General features: G+C 62.9%; 23 protein-coding genes. 13 read left to right on the top strand and 10 right to left on the bottom strand.

Features of this window, described 5'->3' with window-relative positions:
* Positions 1-20 precede the first annotated feature (20 nt).
* Positions 21-971, bottom strand: a complete 951-nt coding sequence (locus tag M5C71_RS21300) for a LysR family transcriptional regulator (protein WP_103496230.1) — start codon at positions 969-971, stop codon at positions 21-23.
* A gap of 114 nt (positions 972-1085) precedes the next feature.
* Here M5C71_RS21300 and betC point away from each other — a divergent pair, with 114 nt between their 5' ends.
* From betC to M5C71_RS21285, 3 genes are all read left to right on the top strand, one after another.
* A complete protein-coding gene (betC, locus tag M5C71_RS21295) occupies positions 1086-2600 on the top strand; it encodes a choline-sulfatase (RefSeq protein WP_248768665.1) in 1515 nt (504 codons plus the stop codon).
* 19 nt (positions 2601-2619) lie between these two features.
* A complete protein-coding gene (gene choX / locus M5C71_RS21290; RefSeq protein ID WP_103496228.1) occupies positions 2620-3540 on the top strand; it encodes a choline ABC transporter substrate-binding protein in 921 nt (306 codons plus the stop codon).
* A 301-nt stretch (positions 3541-3841) separates the two neighbouring features.
* Positions 3842-5410, top strand: coding sequence for a SulP family inorganic anion transporter (locus M5C71_RS21285; protein WP_103496227.1), 1569 nt, complete (start codon positions 3842-3844; stop codon positions 5408-5410).
* A 224-nt stretch (positions 5411-5634) separates the two neighbouring features.
* Here M5C71_RS21285 and aroE read toward each other — a convergent pair whose 3' ends face one another.
* On the bottom strand, positions 5635-6456 hold the full coding sequence (gene aroE / locus M5C71_RS21280) for a shikimate dehydrogenase (RefSeq protein WP_103497202.1): 822 nt from the start codon (positions 6454-6456) through the stop codon (positions 5635-5637).
* Positions 6456-7376: an oxygen-dependent coproporphyrinogen oxidase gene (gene hemF / locus M5C71_RS21275; RefSeq protein WP_103497201.1), complete on the bottom strand. Its 921-nt coding sequence runs from the start codon at positions 7374-7376 to the stop codon at positions 6456-6458. Before hemF ends, aroE begins: the two co-directional genes overlap by 1 nt.
* 179 nt (positions 7377-7555) lie before the next feature.
* Between hemF and M5C71_RS21270 the strand changes: the two genes are divergently transcribed.
* Entirely contained in the window at positions 7556-8533 is a 978-nt protein-coding gene (locus M5C71_RS21270) for a quinone oxidoreductase (protein WP_152736558.1), read from the top strand.
* A 168-nt stretch (positions 8534-8701) separates the two neighbouring features.
* On the opposite strand, the gene M5C71_RS21265 is transcribed toward M5C71_RS21270, so the two are convergent.
* From M5C71_RS21265 to M5C71_RS21255, 3 genes are all read right to left on the bottom strand, one after another.
* Entirely contained in the window at positions 8702-9259 is a 558-nt protein-coding gene (locus tag M5C71_RS21265) for an L-threonylcarbamoyladenylate synthase (protein WP_103497199.1), read from the bottom strand.
* Between the two features lie 47 nt (positions 9260-9306).
* The gene (dprA, locus tag M5C71_RS21260; protein WP_248768664.1) at positions 9307-10407 is read right to left on the bottom strand and encodes a DNA-processing protein DprA; all 1101 of its coding nucleotides are present in this window, start codon (positions 10405-10407) and stop codon (positions 9307-9309) included.
* Positions 10408-10520: 113 nt separating this feature from the next.
* Positions 10521-11543 (bottom strand): LysM peptidoglycan-binding domain-containing protein, encoded by a 1023-nt coding sequence (locus M5C71_RS21255; RefSeq protein WP_103497197.1) that lies wholly within the window; start codon positions 11541-11543, stop codon positions 10521-10523.
* A gap of 152 nt (positions 11544-11695) precedes the next feature.
* Here M5C71_RS21255 and def point away from each other — a divergent pair, with 152 nt between their 5' ends.
* From def to M5C71_RS21230, 5 genes are all read left to right on the top strand, one after another.
* Entirely contained in the window at positions 11696-12202 is a 507-nt protein-coding gene (gene def, locus M5C71_RS21250) for a peptide deformylase (RefSeq protein ID WP_103497196.1), read from the top strand.
* Between the two features lie 142 nt (positions 12203-12344).
* Positions 12345-13289, top strand: a complete 945-nt coding sequence (gene fmt, locus M5C71_RS21245) for a methionyl-tRNA formyltransferase (protein ID WP_248768663.1) — start codon at positions 12345-12347, stop codon at positions 13287-13289.
* The gene (gene rsmB / locus M5C71_RS21240; protein ID WP_248768662.1) at positions 13286-14596 is read left to right on the top strand and encodes a 16S rRNA (cytosine(967)-C(5))-methyltransferase RsmB; all 1311 of its coding nucleotides are present in this window, start codon (positions 13286-13288) and stop codon (positions 14594-14596) included. The genes fmt and rsmB overlap by 4 nt, the downstream gene beginning before the upstream one ends.
* A gap of 22 nt (positions 14597-14618) precedes the next feature.
* Complete coding sequence (gene trkA, locus M5C71_RS21235; protein ID WP_103497193.1) at positions 14619-15992, top strand: Trk system potassium transporter TrkA; 1374 nt, start codon at positions 14619-14621, stop codon at positions 15990-15992.
* 18 nt (positions 15993-16010) lie between these two features.
* Positions 16011-16334: a hypothetical protein gene (locus M5C71_RS21230; protein ID WP_103497192.1), complete on the top strand. Its 324-nt coding sequence runs from the start codon at positions 16011-16013 to the stop codon at positions 16332-16334.
* Here M5C71_RS21230 and M5C71_RS21225 read toward each other — a convergent pair.
* The 3 genes from M5C71_RS21225 to M5C71_RS21215 form a co-directional block, all read right to left on the bottom strand.
* Positions 16321-16566 carry a PilZ domain-containing protein gene (locus tag M5C71_RS21225; RefSeq protein WP_100939945.1) on the bottom strand — a complete coding sequence of 82 codons (246 nt, stop codon included), beginning with the start codon at positions 16564-16566 and terminating at the stop codon, positions 16321-16323. The two genes, M5C71_RS21230 and M5C71_RS21225, sit on opposite strands and share 14 nt — an antisense overlap.
* A 74-nt stretch (positions 16567-16640) precedes the next feature.
* The gene (locus M5C71_RS21220; protein ID WP_103497191.1) at positions 16641-17528 is read right to left on the bottom strand and encodes a lysophospholipid acyltransferase; all 888 of its coding nucleotides are present in this window, start codon (positions 17526-17528) and stop codon (positions 16641-16643) included.
* Between the two features lie 38 nt (positions 17529-17566).
* Positions 17567-18130 carry a DNA-3-methyladenine glycosylase I gene (locus M5C71_RS21215; RefSeq protein WP_248768661.1) on the bottom strand — a complete coding sequence of 188 codons (564 nt, stop codon included), beginning with the start codon at positions 18128-18130 and terminating at the stop codon, positions 17567-17569.
* 81 nt (positions 18131-18211) lie between these two features.
* Here M5C71_RS21215 and glyQ point away from each other — a divergent pair, with 81 nt between their 5' ends.
* From glyQ to M5C71_RS21195, 4 genes are read left to right on the top strand one after another with little or no spacing between them, the layout of a single operon-like run.
* Positions 18212-19165 (top strand): glycine--tRNA ligase subunit alpha, encoded by a 954-nt coding sequence (glyQ, locus tag M5C71_RS21210; protein WP_053253611.1) that lies wholly within the window; start codon positions 18212-18214, stop codon positions 19163-19165.
* Positions 19162-21216, top strand: coding sequence for a glycine--tRNA ligase subunit beta (gene glyS, locus M5C71_RS21205; RefSeq protein WP_248768660.1), 2055 nt, complete (start codon positions 19162-19164; stop codon positions 21214-21216). The genes glyQ and glyS overlap by 4 nt, the downstream gene beginning before the upstream one ends.
* Before the next feature lie 9 nt (positions 21217-21225).
* Positions 21226-21759 (top strand): D-glycero-beta-D-manno-heptose 1,7-bisphosphate 7-phosphatase, encoded by a 534-nt coding sequence (gene gmhB / locus M5C71_RS21200; protein WP_177103965.1) that lies wholly within the window; start codon positions 21226-21228, stop codon positions 21757-21759.
* A gap of 57 nt (positions 21760-21816) precedes the next feature.
* Complete coding sequence (locus M5C71_RS21195) at positions 21817-22611, top strand: lysophospholipid acyltransferase family protein (RefSeq protein WP_177103967.1); 795 nt, start codon at positions 21817-21819, stop codon at positions 22609-22611.
* Between the two features lie 334 nt (positions 22612-22945).
* Here the strand turns inward: M5C71_RS21195 and M5C71_RS21190 are convergent, their stop codons facing one another.
* Positions 22946-24568 (bottom strand): MFS transporter, encoded by a 1623-nt coding sequence (locus M5C71_RS21190; protein ID WP_103497186.1) that lies wholly within the window; start codon positions 24566-24568, stop codon positions 22946-22948.
* Between the last annotated feature and the right edge of the window lie 57 nt (positions 24569-24625).

Raw genomic sequence — 24625 nt, 5'->3', positions numbered from 1 at the left:
CGTCGGTTAATGGCCTAACGCTACACCGCAATCGAGGGCAAGCCCAGCCCCACCAGCGATTGCGCACTGTCGGCCTGCTCGGCCATCAACCAGTCGAAGAAACGCTGGATCAGCGCGCCACGCCGTTTACGCTGGGGCAAGACCACGTAATAGCCAAAAGTGGAAATCGCCGTCTGGCTGATCGGCCGGCACAACAATCCCTGCTCCAACAGATTATCCACCAGGTGACGCCAGCCGATGGCCACGCCCTGACCGCCGATCGCCGCCTGGATCAGCAAGGTGTAGTTGTCGAAGCGCAATTGCCCCGGCGCCGGTGCCGTGGTCAGTCCCAGTTCGCGAAAAACCCCGCTCCAGTCGAACCAGTGGCTGCTGTTTTCGCCCTTGAGGTGCAGCAGGGGAAACTCCAGCAGCGCCTCGGTGGGCAGCGGCAGCTCGCGGCCCTTGAGCAATTGCGGGCTGCACACCGGAAACACTTCCTCGCTGAACAGCCAATGACTCTCGCCCTGCTTGAAACGGCCCTTGCCGAACAACACTGCCACATCGATATCAGTGCGCAACATGTTGTGGCTACGCTCACTGGTCACCAGGCTGACATCGACCTGCGGATTGGCCGCATGAAAACGGTGCAGGCGCGGCATCAACCAATAGGCGGCAAAAGCAAAGTCGGTAGCGACCTGCAACACCTCGTGCTGACGCTGGGCGGTGACCGCGCTCAAGCCACTGTCGATGCTCTGCAAACCGGCCTGCACCTGCTCGAACAGAATCGAGCCGGCTTCGGTCAACTCGATGCCCCGGTAGATGCGGTCGAACAGGCGGGTGGTCAACTGGTCTTCCAGGCGCTTGATCTGCTGGCTGATGGCCGGCTGAGTCGTGCCCAGCTCCACCGCCGCGGCGGTAAAGCTGTGATGACGGGCCGCCGCTTCAAAGGCCCGGAGCAGATCGAGGGACAGGTCACCCAGCGCTTCATACATAAGCTGTACTTATCCTAGTCATTGTTTGGTAGGGGCTTTACCACAGATTCCGTGGGCCACATGCTGGATCGCAGCACTATCGCATAACAATTCACTATGGAATGCCGCGATTACATGAAGCGCAAGAACATTCTCTTCATCATGGCCGATCAAATGGCCGCGCCCCTGTTGCCGCTCTACGGTGCATCGCCCATCAAACTTCCGAACCTGAGCCGCCTGGCCGCCGAAGGCGTGGTCTTCGATGCCGCCTACTGCAACAGCCCGCTCTGCGCGCCTTCACGTTTTACCCTGGTCAGTGGCCAGTTGCCGAGCAAGATCGGTGCCTACGACAACGCCGCCGATTTCCCCGCCGACGTACCGACCTATGCCCACTATCTGCGGCGCCTGGGCTATCGCACCGCGCTGTCGGGCAAGATGCACTTCTGCGGGCCGGACCAGTTGCATGGCTACGAAGAGCGCCTGACCAGCGATATCTACCCGGCGGACTATGGCTGGGCGGTGAACTGGGACGAGCCCGACGTGCGGCCGACCTGGTACCACAACATGTCCTCGGTGCTGCAGGCCGGCCCTTGCGTGCGCACCAACCAGCTGGACTTCGATGAAGAGGTGGTCTTCAAGGCGCAGCAATACCTGTTCGACCATGTGCGCGAAGACGGCAACCAGCCGTTCTGCCTGACCGTGTCCATGACCCACCCCCACGATCCCTACACCATTCCCAAGGCCTTCTGGGACCTGTATCGCGACGAAGATATCCCGTTGCCGCAGACCCCGGCCCAGGACAGCCTCGATCCGCATTCCCAGCGTCTGCTCAAGGTCTACGACCTGTGGGACAAGCCGCTGCCTGTGGATAAGATCCGCGATGCCCGTCGTGCCTACTTCGGCGCATGCAGCTATATCGACAGCAACGTCGGCAAACTCCTGCAAACCCTGGAGGAAACCGGGCTGGCCGAAGACACGGTGATCGTGTTCTCCGGCGACCACGGCGACATGCTCGGCGAGCGTGGCCTCTGGTACAAAATGCACTGGTTCGAAATGTCCGCGCGGGTGCCGCTGCTGATCAGCGCCCCGGGTCAGTTCGCCGCCGGACGCGTCAGCGCCGCGGTCTCCACCGCCGACCTGCTGCCGACCCTGGTGGAACTCGCCGGCGGCACGCTGCAGGCCGAGCTGCCGCTGGACGGGCGCTCGCTGGTCCCGCACCTGAAAGGCGAGGGCGGCCACGACGAAGTGTTCGGCGAATACATGGCCGAAGGCACCATCAGCCCGCTGATGATGATTCGTCGCGGCGCCTACAAATTCATCTACAGCGAAGACGACCCCTGTCTGCTCTTCGATATCCACAATGACCCACGCGAGGAGGAAGAACTCAGCCAGTCAGCGCCGTACCAAGCACTCTTCAACGACTTCCTGGCCGAAGCCCGGGCGAAATGGAACATCCCGGCGATCCACCAACAGGTGCTCGCCAGTCAGCGGCGCCGGCGTTTCGTCGCCAGCGCGCTGACCCAAGGAAAGCTGAAGAGCTGGGATCACCAGCCACTGGTGGACGCCAGTCAGCAATACATGCGCAACCATATCGACCTCGACGATCTGGAACGCAAAGCGCGTTATCCACAACCCTGCCAAAATCAATAACGAACGTAAGGGGAAGGCGATGAAGAAGTTATCCACAGCACTGACGGTAGGCCTCCTGGCCATGAGCAGCCTGAGTGCCTATGCCGAGCAGAGCTGCGACACGGTGAAAATGGCCGATCCGGGCTGGAGCGATATTGCCGCGACCAACGCCATCACCAGCCTGCTGCTGGATGGCCTGGGCTACAAGGCCAAGGTCGACACCCTGGCGGTGCCGATCACCTATGGCGGTCTCAAGGACGGCCAGGTGGATGCGTTCCTCGGCAACTGGATGCCGGCGCAGCAGGGTTTCTACGACAAGTTCGTGGCCAACGGCGATGTCACGCAACTGGCGAAGAACCTCGACGGCACCGAATTCACCCTGGCGGTCCCGGATTATGTCTGGGACGCGGGTGTGCATAACTTTGCCGACCTGAACAAGTTCGCCGACAAGTTCGACAAGAAGCTCTATGGCATCGGCTCCGGCGCGCCGGCCAATATCTCGCTGGGGGAGATCATCAAGAAGAACGAGTTCGACCTCGGCCAGTGGAAACTGGTGGAGTCCAGCGAGCAGGCGATGCTGGCTGAAGTGGCCCGTTCGGTGAAGAAGCAGAAGTTCGTGGTGTTCCTCGGCTGGACCCCGCACCCGATGAACGTGCAGATGAAGATGCACTATCTCAAGGGCGGCGAGAAATACTTCGGTGATACCGGTAGCGTCTATACCGTGACCCGCAAGGGTTATGCACAGGCCTGCCCGAACGTCGGCAAGTTGCTGAGCAACCTGAGCTTCACCCAGGACATGGAAAACAGCATCATGGCCGAAGTGGTGAACAAGAAGCTGACCAATGCCGACGCGGCCAAGGCCTGGATCAAGGCCAATCCGGCGGTGCTGGACAAGTGGCTGGACGGGGTCAAGACCGTGGATGGCCAGGATGGGTTGTCGGCGGTGAAGGCCAAGCTCTAACGGCCAACACACAACCCGACGTGTAGGAGCCGGCTTGCTGGCGATGGCGGCCTTGAGGGCTGTGCAACGTTCAAGGGCCTCTTCGCGAGCAAGCTCTGCTCCTACAGTTAGGCGGCGAGCACAGGCATTGTGCACGGCACAAAATCTGTAGGAGCCTGGCTTGCCAGCGAAGAGGCCCGTAAGCCTTGCATCGACTGTCTGGTCCATCGCCAGCAAGCCGGCTCCTGCAGGTCGGTGTTTCACCGCGAAAATCTCAGATATACCCCTCACCCTGACACCGCCTCACCCGACCGAGAGACCCATGGGCTGGACCAACCGCCACAAACTCCTGCCATTTCTCAGCTGGTTGCCCCGGCAAACCCGCGCCAGCGTCAGCCGTGACCTGATCGTCGGCCTGAGCGGCGCCATCCTGGCCCTGCCGCAATCGGTCGCCTACGCGCTGATCGCCGGCCTGCCACCTGAATACGGCCTCTACGCGGCCATCGTCCCGGTACTGATCGCCTGTCTCTGGGGCTCGTCCTGGCACCTGATCTGCGGGCCCACGGCCGCCATTTCGATTGTCCTGTTCGCCAGTGTCAGCCCCCTCGCGGTACCCGGCAGCCAGGACTACGTGACACTGATCCTGTTGCTGACCTGCATCGCCGGGATCTTCCAGTGGCTGCTGGGCATGCTGCGCTTCGGCGCCCTGGTGAACTTCGTCTCGCATTCGGTGGTGCTGGGTTTCACCCTGGGCGCCGCCGTGGTCATCGCCCTCGGGCAACTGCCGAACCTGCTGGGGCTCGATATCCCCAACCAGGCCACCGCCCTGAACAGCCTGCTGCAACTGAGCCAGCACCTCGGCGAACTGGACAAACCCTCGCTGCTGCTGGGGCTGGGCACCCTGATCCTCGGCTTTACCCTCAAATCCCTGCTGCCACGCTGGCCGACCCTGCTGATCACCCTGGTCCTGGCCAGCACGCTGGTCTGGCTGTGCCCGGGCCTGTTCGGGCATGTGCAACTGGTCAAGGGTTTTATCGGCCGGTTGCCGCCGTTCAGCGCCTTGCCGCTGGACCTGGAGACCATCCTGCGCCTGCTGCCCAGTGCCGTCGCGGTGGGCATGCTCGGGCTGGTGACCAGCCTGTCGATTGCCCGCTCGTTGTCCGCACGTTCGCAACAATTGCTCGATGCCAACCAGGAGGTCCGCGCCCAGGGCCTGTCGAACATGATCGGCAGCCTGTTTTCCGGCTACCTGTCGGCTGGCTCGTTCACCCGCGCCGCGCTGAGTTACGAGGCCGGGGCCTGCTCACCGCTGGCCGGGGTGTTTTCCGCGCTCTGGGTGGCGCTGTTCGCCGTGACCGGCTCGGCGCTCATTGCACACATCCCGATCCCGGCGATGGCCGGCAGTATCCTGCTGATCAGTTGGGGATTAGTGGACCGGCGGGGGATTCGGGCACTGTTCCGGGTCAGTCACGCCGAGTTCGCGGTGATGGCCCTGACCTGCGTGGCGACCTTGCTGCTGGAGTTGCAGACGGCAATTTACGCCGGGGTGCTGGCCTCGCTGTTTTTCTACCTCAAGCGCACCTCGCAGCCACGGGTGCAGCATTGGCGCGATGGCGACGAGGATGTGTTGCGGGTGGGGGGGTCGATCTTTTTCGGTGCCAGCCATTACCTGCAAGTGCAGTTGCAACGGTTGCACGGGGTGAAGGTGGTGATCGAGGCGCAGCAGATCAACTTTATCGACTACTCGGGGGTTGAGATGCTGCATCAGGAAGCCCGGCGGTTGATACGCGAAGGCCGTAGCCTGACCCTGAGACGGGCGCGGGCGCCGGTGGTGGAGGAGTTGGTCAAGCTGGAGGGTGTGGATAAGTGCCCGATCCTGTTTGAGGATTGAGCGCCCGACGCGATCTTGTGGTCATCGCGGTCCCTTGTAGGAGCCTGGCTTGTCGGGACGCCGCATCGCAGCGAATGGGCCCTCAAGATCGCCAAAAGCTTCGCGGGCAAGCCCTGCTCCTACAGTATGTCGTCGTTCAGAGAGCGGGTGCACGCCACCAATTTGTAGGAGCAGGGCTTGCCCGCGAAGAGGCCCTGACAAACGACACAAGACTCAAGGGCCTCCTACAAAGCCAGCAACCGCCGCAATTCCGCCAGCACCGGCGCGGTATCAGGGCGCACGCCGCGCCACAGCAGGAAAGCTTCCGCCGCCTGCTCAGCCAACATGCCCAGGCCATCCATCGACACCGCCGCGCCATTCTCGCTCGCCCAGCGACAGAACGCCGTCGGCTCCTTGCTGTACATCATGTCGTAGCAGAAGGTCTTGCCCGGCTCGATCAGGCTCGGCGCAATCGGCGGCACATCCCCCGACAGGCTCGCTGAAGTGGCGTTGATGATCAGGTCCACCGGCTCCCGCAGCCAGTCAAACCCACTGGCGGACACCGGCCCCAGGTCGGCGAACAGCTCGGCCAGCAACTCGGCCTTCTCCACGGTCCGATTGGCGATGATCACCGAAGCCGGCTGCTCCGCCAGCAACGGTTCCAGCGCCCCACGTACCGCACCACCGGCACCCAGCAGCAGGATACGCTTGCCCTTCAGGCTGAATCCGGCATTCACCGTCAGATCGCGCACCAGCCCGGCGCCGTCGGTGTTATCGCCCAACAAACTGCCATCAGCCAGCTTGCTCAGGGTATTCACCGCCCCGGCCCGCTGCGCCCGGGCCGTCAGGCTGTTGGCCAGGCGATAGGCCTCCTCCTTGAACGGCACCGTCACATTGGCCCCGCGCCCTGCTTGGAAAAACGCCCGGGCACAGCCGGAAAAATCGTCAAGGGGCGCCAGCAGGGTGCTGTAAACCAACTGCTGGGCCGTCTGCTCGGCGAACAGACGGTGAATCAACGGCGACTTGCTATGGCCGATGGGATTGCCGAAGACGGCATAACGATCCATCAGACAGCCCCCTCCGCCAGCCAGTCGCGGTCCTGCAGGAAGTATTCGGTCAACCGCGCCTCTTCACTGCCCGGCTCGGCCTTCCAGTCGTAGCCCCAGCGCACTTGCGGCGGCAACGACATCAGGATCGACTCGGTGCGACCGCCCGATTGCAGGCCGAACAGGGTCCCACGGTCGTACACCAGGTTGAACTCCACGTAACGACCACGACGAAACTCCTGGAACTCGCGCTGCTGTTCGGTCCAGGCCTGGGCCTTGCGCCGCTGCACAATCGGCAGGTAAGCCTCGATATAGGCATCGCCGATCGCCCGCATGAAGGCAAAGCTGGTGTCGAAGTCCCACTCGTTCAGGTCATCGAAGAACAGGCCGCCGATACCGCGCGGCTCGTTGCGGTGCTTGATGTGGAAATAGCTGTCGCACCAGGCCTTGTAACGTGGGTAGACATCGGCGCCAAACGGCGCACAGGCGCGCTCGGCCACCCGGTGCCAGTGCACGCAGTCTTCTTCATTGCCGTAGTAGGGCGTCAGGTCGAAACCACCGCCGAACCACCAGACCGGTTCCTCGCCTTCCTTCTCGGCGATGAAAAACCGCACATTGGCGTGGGACGTCGGCACGTGGGGGTTATGCGGGTGAATCACCAGGGACACGCCCAGGGCCTCAAAACCACGCCCGGCCAGTTCCGGCCGATGGGCACTGGCCGACGGCGGCAGGCCGTTGCCGAAGACGTGGGAGAAGTTCACGCCGCCTTTCTCGATGACCTGGCCGTTGCCGATCACCCGGGTCCGACCGCCACCACCAGCGGGGCGGGTCCAGGCGTCTTCAACGAAACGCGCGCCACCGTCTTCGGCCTCCAGGGCGGCACAGATACGGTCTTGCAGGTCGAGCAGATAGGCTTTCACGGCCTCGGTGCGGGTAGTCATGGCTTCACCTTGATCGGGCAAAGCTACTCGGCACATCGGACGGCCGGTAGCAAAGAGGCGCGTAGCATAGCACCGCGTTTGTACTCATCGCAGTTGACGAAGGTCAAGCGAAGGAGTCCGATAGGGCCCTTGCATCGCGCTGCATGGCGCCCCTTTGTGAAATGTCCAAGGAGAGAAAGATGGCCAAACGTATCCTGTTTCGCGCCCATGGCGGCCCGGAAGTCCTTGAGTATGTCGACTACACCCCCGCCGAGCCGGGCCCGCAGCAGGTGCGGGTACGCAACCACGCCATCGGCCTGAACTTTATCGACACCTATCTGCGTAGCGGGCTGTATGCACCACCAGCCATGCCGTCGGGCCTGGGGGCCGAGGGGGCGGGCGTGGTCGAGGCGGTCGGCAGCGAGGTCAGCCAGTTCAAGGTCGGTGATCGCGTGGCCTATGGCAGCGGTCCACTGGGCGCCTACAGCGAAGTGCATGTGCTGCCGGAAGCCAACCTGGTCCATCTGCCGGACAGCATCAGCTTCGAACAGGCCGCCGCGGTGATGCTCAAGGGCCTGACGGTGCAGTACCTGTTGCGCCAGACCTATGAGTTGAAGGGCGGTGAAACCGTGCTGTTCCATGCGGCGGCCGGCGGTGTCGGCTTGCTTGCCTGCCAGTGGGCCAAGGCCCTGGGCGTGAAGCTGATCGGTACCGTCAGTTCGCCGGAAAAGGCGGCGTTGGCCAAGTCCCTCGGCGCCTGGGAAACCATCGACTACAGCCATGAAGATGTGGCCAAGCGGGTGCTGGAACTGACCGATGGCAAGAAAGTGCCGGTGGTGTATGACGGCGTGGGCAAGGACACCTGGCTGACTTCGCTGGACAGCCTGTCGCCCCGTGGGCTGATGGTCAGCTTCGGCAATGCCTCGGGCGCGGTGGATGGGGTCAACCTGGGGATTCTGGCGGCCAAGGGCTCGCTGTATGTGACCCGGCCGACACTGGCGACCTACGCCAACAACGCGGAAAACCTGCAGATCATGGCGAAGGATCTGTTCGGGATGATCACCAGCGGCAAGCTGAAGATCGAGATCGGCGCGCGGTACAGCCTGGCGGAAGCGGCCAAGGCCCACACCGAACTGGCGGCACGGCGGACTACCGGGTCGACGGTGCTTTTGCCTTGATCGGGGTGGATGGCCGCTGCTGACGCAGCGGTTCGCCAGCAAGCTGGCTCCTACAGTATTTGTGTCGTGGCACCTTTTTGTGATCGACACCGTCCCTGTAGGAGCCAGCTTGCTGGCGATGAACGATAACGCGGTCCCCTTGTGGGAGCTGTGCTTGTCGGGCCGAACTTACGCCGGACGCACCACCTTGCCGGTCGCCAGGTCGCGGATCAGGCTCGGGTTCTTGCGCCCGCCCAGGTTACCGCCCAGCACCAGGTCGATCTGCCCCCGGAAATACTGCTCCACGCGAATCCGCGTGCGCGCCGCCGGCCGCCCCTGGGGATTGGCCGAAGTGGAAATCAGCGGCCCCACCAACGAACACAGATCCCGTACCAACGGATGATCGCTGACCCGCAGGGCCACGGTGTCATGCACACCGGTGACCCACTCCGGCAGCAAGTCCTGATGCGGCACCAGCCAGGTATTGGGCCCCGGCCAGGTACTGGCCATGCGGTCGATCCAGTCTTCCGGGAAATCCTCGAAGAGAAAATCGAACTGGCGGATATTGTCGGCGATCAGGATCAAACCCTTGTCCACCGAACGATTCTTGATCGCCAGCAAGCGGTCCACCGCCTCTTCGTTCCAGGGATCGCAACCCAAACCCCAGACCGCCTCGGTTGGATAGGCAATCACCGCTCCTGCGCGAATTTCTCGTGCGGCTTCTTGCACACGCCAACTCTTGACCATTACTCGTTCTCCGGATTCAAAGCTGCTCGCAGTTTACTCAGGTAAACCTACCTCGCGCGAGCTAACCAGCGTCCGTTTTCATTGGCAACCCGGCCTTCAAGCTCCAGTTCGGTCAGCGCCGCCAAGACTCGCGGTAATGCCCAGCCACAGGCGTTGGCCAGGGCCTCACTGCTTTGCGGTGCGGCATGCAGCAAGCCTAGCAGCGGATGCTCGGGCACGGCGGGAATCGCGCTGGCGGTCACTCGCTGCCAACCGCGCAGGGGTTCGAGGATATGTTCGACGGTTTCCACCAGTACCGCACCGTCGCGGATCAACTGATGACAGCCCTTGGCGCCAGGGTGATGGATCGAGCCGGGAATCGCATACACCTCGCGCCCCTGTTCCGCCGCCAGCCGCGCGGTGATCAGCGAGCCGCTGGCGACACTGGCCTCCACCACCAGCACACCCAGGGACAAGCCGCTGATAATCCGATTGCGCCGGGGGAAGTTGCTCGGATGGGGCGGCGCCTCCAGTGGCAACTCGGAAACCACGGCGCTGCCCTGGGCAATCATCGCTTCCGCCAGACGACGATGACGCTGTGGATAAAGATTTTCCAGACCGGTGCCGAGTACGCCGATCGTTCGCCCGCCGACGTCCAGGGCCGCCTGATGGGCCGCCCCGTCGATCCCCAGCGCCAGCCCGCTGGTGATGACAAAACCGGCACCGGCCAGGCTCCGGGAAAAGGCCGCCGCCGTATCCATGCCCGGCTTGGAAGCACGCCGACTGCCAACCAACGCCAACTGCGGTTGTTCCAGAATGGCAGGATCGCCGGCCACGAACAGTAGCGGCGGGGCGTCGTCCAGTTCGGCGAGAAGGGCGGGGTAATCGGCCTGGTCCCACATCACCAGATGACAAGCCGGGCGCTCTAGCCAGCGCAATCCAGCGCTGGCAGCGTCCCGCACTTCAGGACTGCGGCGCGCCTCGGCACAGGCCGCCGGCAACCCCAGCGCGCGCCAGGCAGCGGCCGGTGCACCGAGGGCCGCCGAGGCCGAACCGAAGGCTTGAATCAGGGTTCGAAAGCGCCGCGGACCGAGTTCCGGCAGACGATGCAGACGCAGGCGGGCTTCCAGCTCCGCCGGGGACAGGGAGGTACAGTTGGACAACGACATCGGATCATCCTTGATCTGTGGCGGTCCTGGAACAGCTGGAACAAGCTGTGGATAACTCTGTGGGTAACCTGTTTAGCCTGCTAACGGAATCGGCCCTGCGTTATCGTCCGGCGCTACGGGTTGCGCACCTTGTCCATGACTGTCAGGGACCGCGTGGCAGTGAGTACTAAACCATAGCTGAGCTTTTCGTAGGTGCGGAACACCATCAGCAGGCCCGAACGCTCGTCGGGGACCTTCACCCGCTGCCCGGTGACCTGGTCGTGCACGGTCTCGCCGGTCTTCATCACCGCTAGAACGTTGCCTTCGACCAGGCCATCGCGTCGACCTTTATCGATCGTGACCACGTCCATGACGCCGATCTGTGTAACACCCCGTGGCACATCTATGATCGTGCCGCGGATCTGCGCTTGCGGCGCGCTGGGCATGAACGTCGAATTGACCGGGCGCTCTTCGCTGACGAACAGGCGGTCCCCCAGGCGAACTTCCTGGGTGGTGCGGCGCAGGTTCAGGGTGCCGATATCGCCTTCGGTCGCCACCAGCTCGCCGGTGCCGACGTCGTCGGCGTTGATCCCCAGGAACTCCTTGGTCTGCGCGTCGGTATAGACCTTGCCCTGGCGGAACAGGCCATACACCGAGTGCGCCGGGTCGAACACGCCACGAGCGTAGATCCGGTCGCCCATGCCGCTGAGCACCCGCTCATTGTTGCCGGCCAGGATATACGGGGCTTTCTGGAAGTCATTGGGGCTGTCGACAATGCGGTTGCTCAACAGGAACGCATTGATCTTTTCCAGCGGAATGCTCGGAATCGCCTCGGCCACCGGCGAGCGGCGCACCTGCGGCGACAGTTTCACGGTCCCCCGCGACACACCGCGATCCACGACCAATCGTGGCTGACCGTCGACGAATTGCAGCGTCAGCGTATCGCCGGGGTAGATCAGGTCCGGATTCGCCACCTGGGGATTCGCGTGCCAGATTTCCGGCCACTTCCACGGCTCACTGAGAAACTTGCCGGAAATGTCCCAAAGTGTGTCACCGCGCACCACCGTATAGCGCTGTGGATAACCGTCCTTGAGTTGCACTTGCGCCTGCACGACGCCGGTAACAGCCAGCAACAGGGCGAGTAGTGTTTTCCTCATGCAGTGAATCCCTTTATTATGTGCCTTCGCGTGAAACGCCAGAGCCCCCGCGGCTCGCTCCCAAGGAGAACGTTTTACAACGGTAGCCGATCCCACCGGGACATTTCGGCAACCGTCTCTGACTTTACCTCACAAGTGCAGCAAATACGCCTATGGCCATTTTAAACATCCTCGAATTTCCAGACCCGCGCCTGCGCACCATCGCCAAACCCGTGGCCGTGGTGGACGACCAGGTGCGGCAGCTGATCGATGACATGTTTGAAACAATGTATGAAGCCCCGGGCATCGGCCTGGCGGCGACCCAGGTCAATGTGCACCAGCGCATCGTGGTCATGGACCTGAGTGAAGATCGTAGCGAACCCCGGGTGTTCATCAACCCCGAGTTCGAAACCCTGACCACCGACGTCGACCAGTACCAGGAAGGCTGCCTGTCGGTGCCGGGTTTCTATGAGAACGTCGATCGCCCGACCCAACTGCGGGTCAAGGCCCTGGACCGCGACGGCAAGCCGTTCGAGCTGGAGGCCGAGGGCCTGCTGGCGGTGTGCATCCAGCATGAGTGCGATCACCTGAACGGCAAGCTGTTCGTCGATTACCTGTCTACGCTCAAGCGCGACCGGATCAAGAAGAAACTGGAAAAGCTCCATCGCCAGAACGCCTGATCCGCCCCTTCCTGTATCTCCTGTAGGAGCGAGCTCGCTCGCGATGGACGTCAACGATAACGCGGGGTACCTGATACCCCGCGCTGCCCCGGCCACCCTCGCGAGCAAGCTCGCTCCTACAGTATCCAAGCGAGCCCTTTTTATGTCTGAGCCACTGCGCATCGTCTTCGCCGGCACCCCCGAATTCGCCGCCGAACACCTCAAGGCCCTGCTCGACAGCCCTTACGAGATCGTTGCGGTCTACACCCAGCCGGATCGTCCGGCGGGCCGTGGGCAAAAGCTGATGCCAAGCCCGGTCAAGCAACTCGCCCTGGAGCACGGCATTGTCGTCCTGCAACCGCCGACCCTGCGCAATGCCGAAGCCCAGGCCGAACTGGCAGCGCTCAAGCCGGACCTGCTGGTGGTGGTCGCCTACGGCCTGATCCTGCCGCAGGTGGTGCTGGATATCCCGCGCCTGGGCTGCATCAACAGCCACGCCTCGCTGTTGCCGCGCTGGCGCGGTGCCGCGCCGATCCAGCGCGCCGTGGAAGCCGGCGATAGCGAAAGCGGCGTAACCGTGATGCGCATGGAAGCCGGGCTCGACACCGGGCCGATGCTGCTCAAGAGCGTTACCCCGATCAGCGCCGAAGACACCGGCGGCACCTTGCACGACCGCCTGGCCGAACTCGGCCCGCCCGCCGTGCTCCAGGCCATCGCCGGTCTCGCCGCCGGTAGCCTGGACGGCGAAGTCCAGGACGACAGCCTTGCCACCTACGCCCACAAGCTGAACAAGGACGAGGCGCGCATCGACTGGAATCGTCCGGCGGTGGAGCTGGAGCGACTGATCCGCGCCTTCAACCCCTGGCCGATCAGCCACAGCACCCTCAGTGGCGAAGCCCTGAAAGTCCTCGCCGCCAGCGTCGCCGAAGGCCAGGGCGCGCCGGGTGAAATCCTCGCCGCCAGCAAGGACGGCCTGATCGTCGCCACCGGCACCGGTGCCCTGTGCCTGACCCGCCTGCAACTGCCCGGCGGCAAGGCGCTGAACTTCAGCGACCTGTTCAACAGCCGCCGCGAGAAGTTCGCCCTCGGTACGGTGCTCGGCCAATGAACCCGCGTCTGGCCGCCGCCAAGGCACTCACCGCCGTCCTCAACGGCAAGGCCTCGCTCAACAGCTCGTTGCCGCTGCAACTGGACAAGGTCGAGGCCCGTGATCGCGGCCTGACCCAGGACCTGGCGTTCGGCACCGCGCGCTGGCAGCCACGCCTCTCGGCGCTGGCGGCCAAGCTGCTGCAAAAACCCTTCAAGGCCGCCGACGCCGACGTCGAAGCCCTGCTGCTGGTAGGCCTCTATCAACTGCTCTACACCCGCGTTCCGGCCCACGCCGCTATCGGCGAAACCGTCGGTTGCGCCGAAAAACTGAAAAAGCCCTGGGCCAAGGCCTTGATCAATGCCGTGCTGCGCCGCGCCCAGCGGGAAGGCGAGGCGCTGCTGGCCGAGCTGGAACATGACCCGGTGGTCCGTACCGCCCACCCGCGTTGGCTGCAAAAATCCCTCAAGGCCTTCTGGCCCGAACAGTGGGAAGCCATCTGCGCGGCGAACAACGCCCATCCGCCGATGATCCTGCGGGTCAATCGCCGCCATCACTCGCGCGATGCCTACCTCAAGCTGCTGGGCGACACCGGGGTCATCGCCCACGCGTGCGTCTACAGCCCGGACGGCATCGTGCTGGAAGAGGCCTGTGACGTACGCAACCTGCCCGGCTTCAATGAAGGCTGGATCAGCGTCCAGGACGAAGCCGCGCAACTGGCCGCCGACCTGCTGGACCTGGCCCCCGGCCAACGGGTGCTCGACGCCTGCTGCGCCCCCGGCGGCAAGACCTGCCATATCCTCGAAGTCCAGCCACAACTGGCCGGCGTGGTCGCCGTGGACCTGGAGGCCAAGCGCCTGGTGCGGGTACGCGAGAACCTCGCGCGCCTCGGCCTGGACGCCGAACTGATCGCCGCCGACGGCCGTGATGTCGCCACCTGGTGGGACGGCAAGCCGTTCCAGCGCATCCTGCTGGATGCCCCGTGCTCGGCCACCGGCGTGATCCGCCGCCATCCGGACATCAAGCTGACCCGCCAACCCGACGACATCGCCGCCCTGGCCGCCTTGCAAGGCGAGCTGCTGGACGCGATGTGGACGACCCTGGAAGTCGGCGGCATCCTGCTCTACGCCACCTGCTCGACCCTGCCGACCGAGAACACCGAAGTGATCGAGGCGTTTCTCGCCCGCACCTCCGGTGCCCGTGAACTGGATATCGCCGGGGACTTCGGCCTCAAGCAGCCCCACGGTCGCCAGTTGCTGGCCCAGCAAGGCGGACACGACGGTTTCTACTACGCCAAGCTGATCAAGATCGCCGCCGCGCGCGGCTGAGCCGGGACAACGGAGCGCCCCGATGAAAATCATCATCCTCGGTGCCGGCCAGGTCGGCGGCACCCTGGCCGAACACCTGGCCAGCGAAGCCAACGACATCACCGTGGTCGACACCGACGGCGAGCGCCTGCGCGACCTCGGCGACCGCCTGGACATCCGCACCGTGCAGGGCCGCGCCTCGTTTCCGACCATCCTGCGCCAGGCCGGGGCGGATGACGCCGACATGCTGGTGGCGGTGACCAACAGCGACGAAACCAATATGGTCGCCTGCCAGGTCGCCCACACCCTGTTCCACACCCCGACCAAGATCGCCCGGGTCCGCGAAGCGGCCTACCTGACCCGCGCCGGACTGTTCGACAACGACGCGATTCCGGTGGATGTGCTGATCAGCCCCGAGCAGGTGGTCACCCACTACATCAAGCGCCTGATCGAACACCCGGGGGCCTTGCAGGTGATCGACTTCGCCGAAGGCAAGGCCCAGTTGGTGGCGGTCAAGGCCTACTACGGCGGGCCGCTGGTGGGGCAACAACTGCGCCAGTTGCGCGAACGCATGCCCAACGTCGACACCCGGGTGGCGGCGATCTTCCGCCGCGACCGGCCGATCATGCCCCGTGGCGACACGGTGATCGAAGCCGACGACGAAGTGTTTTTCATCGCCGCCAAGGCCCATATTCGCGCCGTGATGGGCGAAATGCGCCGTCTCGACGAGCGCTACAAGCGCATTGTTATCGCTGGCGGCGGGCAGATCGGCGAACGGCTGGCCGAAGCCATCGAAAGCCGTTACCAGGTCAAGATCATCGAGAAAAACCCGGCCCGTTGCCGCCACCTCTCGGACAGCCTGGACAGCACCGTGGTGCTGCAAGGCAGCGCCTCGGACCGCGACCTGCTGCTGGAAGAGAACATTGCCGACACCGATGTGTTCCTGGCCCTGACCAACGACGATGAGGCCAACATCATGTCGTCGCTGCTGGCCAAGCGTCTGGGGGCGAAGAAGGTCATGACTCTGATCAACAACCCGGCCTATGTCGACCTGGTCCAGGGCGGCGAGATCGATATCGCCATCAGCCCGCAACTGGCGACCATCGGCACGTTACTGGCCCATGTGCGCCGGGGCGATATCGTCAGCGTGCACTCGCTACGGCGCGGGGCGGCGGAGGCCATCGAGGCGATTGCCCATGGCGACGCGAAGTCGAGCAAGGTGGTGGGTCGGGCCATCGCCGATATCGCCTTGCCGCCAGGGGCAACCATCGGTGCGATCATTCGCGACGAAGAGGTACTGATCGCCCACGATGCCACGGTGATCCAGGCCGGCGACCATGTCATCCTGTTCCTTGTGGATAAAAAACAGATCCGCGATGTGGAAAAGCTGTTTCATGTCGGCCTGAGCTTTTTCTGACCCATACCGAGGATCACCATGCTCGAATCACTGGAAAAAATGCTCGCCAAGGGTGTGGATAACTCGCTGCTGCGCTTCGGCCTCGGCAAGGGTTACCTGGACCTTGGGGAAAACACCAAGGCCGCCGAACACCTGCAACGCTGCGTCGGTTTCGACCCGAAATACTCCGCCGCCTGGAAACTGCTGGGCAAGGCGCATCAGGCCGCGGGCGACAATGCCGCCGCCAGAGAGGCGTGGGAACAGGGACTGGAAGCTGCCCGCGCCCATGGCGACAAGCAGGCGGAAAAGGAAATGACGGTGTTTCTGAAAAAACTCGAAAAAGCCGCGCTCAAAGATCAATAAAGCGCAGGCCGATGCCGTCGGCGTCGACCCGGACCACTTCCATCCGAATCCGCGGCGCCACTGCGGGCAGACCCTGCACCTGGCCATAGACCACCGCGCCGGTGGTCAGGCGCGACAAGCTCGGGTGCGTCACATACACACCTTTACTGGATAGATTGCGCGTGTGCCCCAGGCACTCGCCGATGCTGGGGTGTTGGATCTTGATGCGTAGAGAATTCTTGTTATTGGACATCTACTGCGTCCTGAAAATACATCTGTGGATAAATCCCCGTCGCTGACTTATCCACAGATCATGCCAATCCTGTTTCAATACCAGCGCTTCTCACCCGCCGGACGTCGGCGAAAGCGCTTCATGCTCCACATGTACTGGTCCGGATAAGCCCGCACATAACGCGCCACCACCTGGCTCATGGCGGCCACGGAGGTCTCTGTATCGGTGCTGTACATGGCTTCGGGCGCAGCTTCGAGGATCACCTTGAAACCCGAACCGTCGGGCAGGCGCAGCGCGTGGAGGAACACCCCCACCGCCTTGCCGCCGGCAAGCATATTGGGCACGAACTTGCTGGTCAGCGCCGTGGTGCCAAGGAAAGGCACGAATACCCCGGCGGATTCGGCCGGTTCCGGGTCAGCGGGAATGCCCACCGCACCACCTTTGCGCACTTCCTTGATCACGCTGAGGATGCCTTCCTTGGTGGAGGCGGCCACCCGGTTGCCCAACTGCACCCGCTGCTTGCGCAACAGTTCGTCCACCGCCTTGAGCTTGGGCGGACGGTAGAAAATGATCGGCTTGCACTGGCTGCAATAGAAGTGATTGAGCACTTCCCAGTTGCCCAGGTGGCTGGTGATGCCGACCACGCCCTTGCCCGAGGCCAGGGCCTCCTTGAGGATGTCCAGGCCTTCGACTTCACGGACCCGCTCCATCGAGCGATGGGCCGGCCAGATCCAGGCACAGGCGCTTTCGGTAAAGGACTTGCCGATGCCCATCAGGCTGCGACCGACCAACTGCTCGCGGGCCACCGGGTCGAGCTCCGGAAAACATTTCGCCAGGTTGATCCGCACCACGTCGCGGGAACGATTGGGCAGCTTCCACATCATCCAGCCGATGGCCGCACCCACCCGTTGCACAGCACACCAGGGCAGCAGGGCAAACAACCGCAACGCCCCCACCAGCATGGCGCCTTTAAACTTGTCCACAGGCCACTCCTGTCGTGATCGAGCTTGTTATCAGCCGGCTATTGTAACCGTGGCGTGGCCAATGTGGCGTAGCGATCACAATCGGTGGTGTGGTCCATGACCATGCCCGAGGCCTGCATGAAGGCGTAGCAGATGGTCGGGCCGACAAATTTGAATCCGAGTTTCTTCAAGGCCTTGCTCATGGCCTCGGCCTCGGGCGTGACGGCCGGGACCTCGCCGCGCACCTGGAAATGATTGATTTTCTGCACCCCGCCGACAAAGGACCAGAGCAGCGCCACCGGGTCCTCCAGCGTCAGCCAGACCTGGGCATTGCGCCGCGCGGCATTGAGTTTCAGGCGGTTGCGGATGATCCCCGGATCGAGCATCAATTGCTCGATATCGGCGTCGCCCATGGCCGCGACTTTGTGCACATCGAAACCGAACAGCACCTTCCGATAGTGCTCGCGTTTCTTCAGGATGGTGATCCACGACAAACCGGCCTGGAACCCTTCGAGCAAAAGCAACTCGAACAGACGCCGCCCATCGTGCAGCGGCACGCCCCACTCCTGATCGTGATAGGCCATGTACAAAGGATCGTCGTTGCACCAAAAGCAGCGTGGCATAAGGCTCCAGGGGGCGTGCGCGTGGCCGAATCGGGTATACTCCCGCCTTTTGAATCGCAGCCCAAGTAACAGGTGAATTTCGTGAGCCAGCCTACGCCAGCCGTGCGTACCTTCCAAGACTTGATCCTCGCCCTCCAGCAATACTGGGCCGAGCAAGGTTGTGTGGTACTTCAGCCCTACGATATGGAAGTAGGCGCCGGCACCTTTCATACCGCCACGTTCCTGCGCGCCATCGGCCCGGAAACCTGGAACGCCGCCTACGTACAGCCCAGCCGCCGCCCGACTGACGGCCGCTACGGCGAAAACCCGAACCGCTTGCAGCACTACTACCAGTTCCAGGTGGTCCTCAAGCCGAACCCGGACAACTTCCAGGAACTGTACCTGGGCTCGCTCAAGCACGTGGGCCTCGACCCGCTGGTGCACGACATCCGTTTCGTCGAGGACAACTGGGAATCGCCGACCCTCGGCGCCTGGGGCCTGGGCTGGGAAGTCTGGCTCAACGGCATGGAAGTCACCCAGTTCACCTACTTCCAGCAGGCCGGCGGCATCGAGTGCTACCCGGTCACCGGCGAGATCACCTATGGTCTGGAACGCCTGGCGATGTACCTGCAGGGCGTCGATTCGGTCTATGACCTGGTCTGGGCCGACGGTCCGTTCGGCAAGGTGACCTATGGCGATGTGTTCCACCAGAACGAAGTGGAGCAGTCGACCTACAACTTCGAACACGCCAACGTCGAGAAGCTGTTCGAACTGTTCGATTTCTATGAAAGCGAAGCCAAGCGCCTGATCGAGCTGGACCAGCCGCTGCCGTTGCCGAGCTATGAAATGGTCCTCAAGGCCTCGCACACCTTCAACCTGCTGGATGCACGCCGGGCGATCTCGGTCACCGCGCGTCAGCAGTACATCCTGCGGGTCCGTACCCTGGCCCGTTCCGTGGCGCAGGCCTACCTGATGGCCCGGGCCAAACTGGGCTTCCCGATGGCGACCCCGGATTTGCGTGACGAAGTGTTGGCTAAGTTGGAGGCAGCACAATGAGTGCTCAAGATTTTCTGGTTGAACTGGGCACGGAAGAGCTGCCACCCAAGGCCCTCAATACCCTGGCCGAGGCCTTTCTCGCCGGTATCGAAAAGGGCCTGCAAAGCGCCGGCCTGAGCTTCGAAAGCAAACAGGTCTACGCCGCGCCACGCCGCCTGGCGGTACTGCTGACCCAGCTGCAAACCCAGCAGCCGGACCGCAGCATCAACCTCGACGGACCGCCACGCCAGGCCGCCTTCGACGCCGAAGGCAACCCGACCCAGGCCGCCCTGGGCTTCGCCAAGAAATGCGGCGTGGAACTGAGCGAAATCGACCAGAGCGGGCCGAAACTGCGCTACACCCAGAGCATCCAGGGCAAGCCGACCAGCAGCCTGCTGCCGACCATTGTCGAGGATTCGCTGAACGACCTGCCGATTCCCAAGCGCATGCGCTGGGCCGCGCGCAAGGAAGAGTTCGTGCGTCCGACCCAATGGCTGGTAATGCTGCTCGGTGACCAGGTCATCGACTGCACCATCCTCGCCCAGAAAGCCGGTCGCGACTCCCGTGGTCACCGCTTCCATCACCCGCAAAGCGTGCGCATCACCTCGCCGGCCAACTACCTGAGCGACCTGCGTGCCGCCTATGTACTGGCCGACGCCAGCGAGCGTCGCGAGCTGATCAGCCAACGCACCACCGAGCTGGCGACCCAGCAGGAAGGCACGGCGATCATGCCGGCGGACCTGCTCGACGAAGTCAGCGCCCTGGTCGAATGGCCGGTGCCGCTGGTGTGCTCCTTCGAGGAACGTTTCCTCGACGTGCCCCAGGAAGCCCTGATCACCACCATGCAGGACAACCAGAAGTACTTCTGCCTGCTGGACGTCGACGGCAAGCTGCTGCCGCGCTTTATCACCGTCGCCAACATCGAGAGCAAGGACCCGCAACAGATCATCGCCGGTAACGAGAAAGTCGTTCGCCCGCGCCTGACCGACGCCGAGTTCTTCTTCAAGCAGGACAAGAAGCAGAAGCTCGAGCAGTTCAACCTGCGCCTGCAGAACGTGGTGTTCCAGGAAAAACTGGGCAGCGTCTACGACAAGGCCGAACGTGTTTCCAAGCTGGCCGCTTTCATCGCCCCACGCATCGGCGGCGACGCCCAGCGCGCGGCCCGTGCCGGCCTGCTGTCGAAATGTGACCTGGCCACCGAGATGGTCGGCGAGTTCCCGGAGATGCAAGGTGTCGCCGGTTACTACTACGCCCTCAATGACGGCGAGCCGCAAGACGTGGCCCTGGCCCTGAACGAACAGTACATGCCCCGCGGTGCCGGCGCCGAACTGCCAGGCACCCTGACCGGTGCGGCGGTGGCGATTGCCGACAAGCTCGACACCCTGGTCGGGATCTTCGGCATCGGCATGCTGCCCACCGGTAGCAAGGACCCCTATGCCCTGCGTCGTGCCGCCCTCGGCGTGCTGCGCATCCTGATCGACAAGAAGCTGGACCTCGACCTGATCGAGACCGTCGAGTTCGCGGTCAAGGCCTTCGGTGCCCGGGTCAAGGCCGCCGGCCTGGCCGACCAGGTGCTGGAGTTCATCTTCGACCGTCTGCGTGCCCGTTACGAAGACGAAGGCGTGGACGTGGCGACCTACCTGTCGGTCCGTGCCCTCAAGCCGGGTTCGGCGCTGGACTTCGACCAACGCGTCCAAGCTGTGCAGAAATTCCGCCAGTTGCCGGAAGCGGCTGCCCTGGCAGCGGTGAACAAACGTGTATCGAACCTGCTGAGCAAGGCCGAAGGCAGCATCCCGGGCACCGTGGAAGCCAAGTACTTCGACAACGCCAACGAGTTCTCGCTGTACGCGGCGATCCAGCAGGCGGACCAGGCGGTCCAGCCGATGGCCGCGGCGCGTCAGTACAACGAATCCCTGGCACGCCTGGCCGCCCTGCGCGAGCCGGTGGATGCGTTCTTCGAAGCGGTGATGGTCAATGCCGAGGACGCCAAGGTCCGCGCCAACCGTTATGCGCTGCTGGCGCGTCTGCGAGGCCTGTTCCTGGGTGTCGCCGATATTTCGCTGCTGGGCTGAGGGCGCGTCTTGAAGCTGCTGATTCTCGATCGGGACGGGGTGATCAACCAGGACTCCGACGCCTACATCAAGTCGGTGGAGGAATGGATTCCGCTCCCCGGCGCGATCGAAGCCATCGCGCAGTTGAGCAGGGCCGGTTGGACGGTGGCGGTGGCCACCAACCAGTCCGGCATTGCTCGCGGCTACTACGACATCGCCACCCTGGAAGCCATGCACGAGCGCCTGCGTTCGCTGGTGGCGCAACAGGGCGGTACGCTGGGGCTGGTGGTGTATTGCCCGCACGGGCCGGATGAGGGTTGCGCCTGTCGCAAACCCAAGCCCGGCATGTTGCGTACCATCGCCGAGCATTACGGGGTGTCGTTGGCTAGTCTATGGTTTGTCGGCGACACCCTCGGTGACTTGGAGGCGGCGCGGGCCGTCGACTGTCAGCCTGTTTTGGTAAAAACCGGTAAAGGCGAAAAGACACTGGGTAAAACCCTGCCGGTGGGCACCCTGGTTTTTGACGATCTGGCGGCGGTTGCCGCAGAACTTATCCACAACTGAAGCTCTTCTGACCTCCTGACCAAGGACTGTTCGGGAAGCGCTTTTTATAGGCGGGCAATGCCCGCAACGGTAAATGCCGCTATGTCGATCCTGCAGGCCATCAGAACCTTTTTCTTTTACCTGCTGCTGGGCACCAGTTCGCTGTTGTGGTGCTCCCTGAGCTTTTTTATCGCGCCGTTCCTGCCGTTCAAGGCACGTTATCGCTTTATCAATGTGTACTGGTGCCGTTGTGCCCTGTGGCTGACCAAGGTCTTCCTCGGCATCACGGTCGATATCCAGGGCGCGGAGAATGTGCCCGAGCGCCCTTGCGTGATTCTGTCGAATCACCAGAGCACCTGGGAAACCTTCTTCCTCTCGGCCTATTTCTCGCCATTGAGCCAGGTGCTCAAGCGTGAGTTGCTGTATGTGCCGTTCTTCGGCTGGGCCATGGCCATGCTGCGGCCGATCGCCATTGACCGGGACAACCCGAAGGCAGCGCTCAAGCATGTGGCGAAAAAGGGCGACGAGTTGCTCAAGGACAATGTCTGGGTGCTGATCTTCCCGGAAGGCACCCGTGTGCCGTTCGGAACGGTCGGCAAGTTCTCCCGGGGCGGTACGGCACTGGCGGTAAACGCCGATCTGCCGGTGCTGCCGATTGCCCACAACGCCGGCAAGTTCTGGCCGAAGACCGGCTGGCTGAAGAAACCCGGCACCATCACGGTGGTGATCGGCAAGCCGATGATGGCCGAGGGCAGCGGGCCACGGGCGATTGCCGAGCTCAATGACCGGGTCCAGGCCTGGAACGAGCAGACCCAGCGGGACATGGGCTCATTGCCGCCGGCGCCGGCGGTAGAGACGCCTGTCGCCATTTGATGGGTTTGTGGATAACTTGTGCACAAGATTTTGATTTCTTTCAGAAATACGATGTAAGCATATGATTTTATTGCTTATTTCTCTGTATGACTTTCTGCCGTAAATCGTGCATAAGTTTTTTCGGGCGATAAAAAAACCGGCTTTGATGCCGGTTTTTCAAACTGAAATAGGGTCCACCGCTCGACGCTCGATTAGCGACGAAGAGGCCTTTGAGATCGCCACAACTCTGTAGGAGCCTGGCTTGCCAGCGAAGGGGCCCGCAAGGACGCTAAAAGCTTCGCGGGCAAGCCCTGCTCCTACAGGTTTCGTGGTGTCTGCAAAGTCGTCGGCAACCTCAGACCTTGTCCAGATCCACGCCCTTGGTTTCCTTCAGGCAGAACAACCCCACCACCAGGCTGACTCCGGTGACCAGCACCGGGTACCACAGCCCATAGAAGATATCCCCGGTGTAGACCACCAGCGCAAAGGACACCGTGGGCAGGAACCCGCCGAACCAGCCGTTGCCGATATGGTAGGGCAGCGACATGGAGGTGTAGCGGATGCGCGTCGGGAACAGCTCGACCATCACCGCCGCCAGCGGGCCATAGGTCATGGTGGCAATCAGAATCAGCAAGACGATCAGCAGCACCACCATCGGCTCATTCACTGACGCGCTATCGGCCTTGGCCGGATAACCCGCCGTGGTGATTGCCGAACGCATCGCCGCTTCGTCGTACCCGCTGATCTTCTGTTCTCCCACCGAGACCATCACATTCGTCCCCGGTGCCGCGGCTTGCGAGCTGTAGGGCAAGCCCTGCTTGACCAGGAAGGTCTTGACCTTGTCGCACGGGCTGTCGAAACGCGCCTTGCCCACCGGGTCGAACTGGAAGGTGCAGCTTGCCGGATCGGCCAGCACCACGATCGGTGCCTGGCGGCTGGCCGCGTCGATCTGCGGATTGGCGTAATGGCTCAAGGCTTTGAACAGCGGGAAATAACACACGGTCGCCAGCAACAGGCCGAACATCAGGATCGGCTTGCGACCGATCTTGTCCGACAGCCAGCCGAACAGCACAAAGAACGGCGCACCGATCACCACGCTGATGATCAGCAGGGTATTGGCCTGGGTCGGGTCCATCTTGAGCATCTGGGTCATGAAGAACAGCACGTAGAACTGCGCGGTGTAGAAGGTCACCGCCTGCCCGGCGTTGATGCTGAAGAGGGCGGTCAGGACGATCTTCAGGTTCTGCCAGGAGCCGAAGGATTCACGGATCGGCGAGCGGCTGACCTTGCCCTGGGCCTTCATTTTCACGAAGGCCGGCGACTCGTGCATGCTCAGGCGGATCCAGGTGGAAATCGCCAGCAGGAAGATCGACAGCAGGAACGGCAGGCGCCAGCCCCAGACTTCGAACTGATCGCCACTGATATAACGGCTGGCGAGTACCACCAGCAGGGACAGCAGCAGGCCCAGGGTCGCGGTGGATTGAATCCAGCCGGTATACGAACCGCGTTTGCCGGTCGGTGCGTGCTCGGCCACGTAAGTCGCGGCGCCGCCGTATTCACCGCCGAGCGCCAGGCCCTGGAGCATGCGCAGCAGGACCAGGATGATCGGCGCGGCGATGCCGATGCTGGTGTAGGTCGGCAACAGGCCGACGGCAAAGGTGGAAAGGCCCATCAGGATGATGGTCATGAGGAAGGTGTATTTGCGCCCGATCATATCCCCCAGGCGCCCGAATACCAGGGCACCGAAAGGCCGGACCAGGAAGCCCGCGGCAAAGGCCATGAGGGCGAAGATAAACGCCGTGGTGTCGTTGACCCCTGCAAAGAACTGCTTGCTGATCACCGCCGCCAGGGCGCCATAGAGAAAAAAGTCATACCACTCGAAAACCGTCCCGAGGGATGACGCAAAAATGATCTTTCGTTCTTCCCGGCCGGTGTTCGCGATAACGCGCACGGGCTGTTGCTCGATGTAGTCCGACATTTGCCATGTCCTCGGCCCTGGGGGCCACAGTGATTATTGTTGTTGTTCCACTGTGGA

Source organism: Pseudomonas sp. MWU12-2345 (assembly GCF_023242385.1).
In the GTDB taxonomy this organism is placed as follows: Bacteria; Pseudomonadota; Gammaproteobacteria; order Pseudomonadales; family Pseudomonadaceae; genus Aquipseudomonas; species Aquipseudomonas gingeri_D.
This window is presented reverse-complemented; position numbering and strand designations above follow the sequence as displayed.

Bases quoted from the DNA above. Each gene is read 5' to 3' on its own strand.
- M5C71_RS21300 (WP_103496230.1), bottom strand. From the start codon at position 971: ATGTATGAAGCGCTGGGTGACCTGTCCCTCGATCTGCTCCGGGCCTTT.
- betC (WP_248768665.1), top strand. From the start codon at position 1,086: ATGAAGCGCAAGAACATTCTCTTCATCATGGCCGATCAAATGGCCGCG.
- choX (WP_103496228.1), top strand. From the start codon at position 2,620: ATGAAGAAGTTATCCACAGCACTGACGGTAGGCCTCCTGGCCATGAGC.
- M5C71_RS21285 (WP_103496227.1), top strand. From the start codon at position 3,842: ATGGGCTGGACCAACCGCCACAAACTCCTGCCATTTCTCAGCTGGTTG.
- aroE (WP_103497202.1), bottom strand. From the start codon at position 6,456: ATGGATCGTTATGCCGTCTTCGGCAATCCCATCGGCCATAGCAAGTCG.
- hemF (WP_103497201.1), bottom strand. From the start codon at position 7,376: ATGACTACCCGCACCGAGGCCGTGAAAGCCTATCTGCTCGACCTGCAA.
- M5C71_RS21270 (WP_152736558.1), top strand. From the start codon at position 7,556: ATGGCCAAACGTATCCTGTTTCGCGCCCATGGCGGCCCGGAAGTCCTT.
- M5C71_RS21265 (WP_103497199.1), bottom strand. From the start codon at position 9,259: ATGGTCAAGAGTTGGCGTGTGCAAGAAGCCGCACGAGAAATTCGCGCA.
- dprA (WP_248768664.1), bottom strand. From the start codon at position 10,407: ATGTCGTTGTCCAACTGTACCTCCCTGTCCCCGGCGGAGCTGGAAGCC.
- M5C71_RS21255 (WP_103497197.1), bottom strand. From the start codon at position 11,543: ATGAGGAAAACACTACTCGCCCTGTTGCTGGCTGTTACCGGCGTCGTG.
- def (WP_103497196.1), top strand. From the start codon at position 11,696: ATGGCCATTTTAAACATCCTCGAATTTCCAGACCCGCGCCTGCGCACC.
- fmt (WP_248768663.1), top strand. From the start codon at position 12,345: ATGTCTGAGCCACTGCGCATCGTCTTCGCCGGCACCCCCGAATTCGCC.
- rsmB (WP_248768662.1), top strand. From the start codon at position 13,286: ATGAACCCGCGTCTGGCCGCCGCCAAGGCACTCACCGCCGTCCTCAAC.
- trkA (WP_103497193.1), top strand. From the start codon at position 14,619: ATGAAAATCATCATCCTCGGTGCCGGCCAGGTCGGCGGCACCCTGGCC.
- M5C71_RS21230 (WP_103497192.1), top strand. From the start codon at position 16,011: ATGCTCGAATCACTGGAAAAAATGCTCGCCAAGGGTGTGGATAACTCG.
- M5C71_RS21225 (WP_100939945.1), bottom strand. From the start codon at position 16,566: ATGTCCAATAACAAGAATTCTCTACGCATCAAGATCCAACACCCCAGC.
- M5C71_RS21215 (WP_248768661.1), bottom strand. From the start codon at position 18,130: ATGCCACGCTGCTTTTGGTGCAACGACGATCCTTTGTACATGGCCTAT.
- glyS (WP_248768660.1), top strand. From the start codon at position 19,162: ATGAGTGCTCAAGATTTTCTGGTTGAACTGGGCACGGAAGAGCTGCCA.
- M5C71_RS21195 (WP_177103967.1), top strand. From the start codon at position 21,817: ATGCCCGCAACGGTAAATGCCGCTATGTCGATCCTGCAGGCCATCAGA.
- M5C71_RS21190 (WP_103497186.1), bottom strand. From the start codon at position 24,568: ATGTCGGACTACATCGAGCAACAGCCCGTGCGCGTTATCGCGAACACC.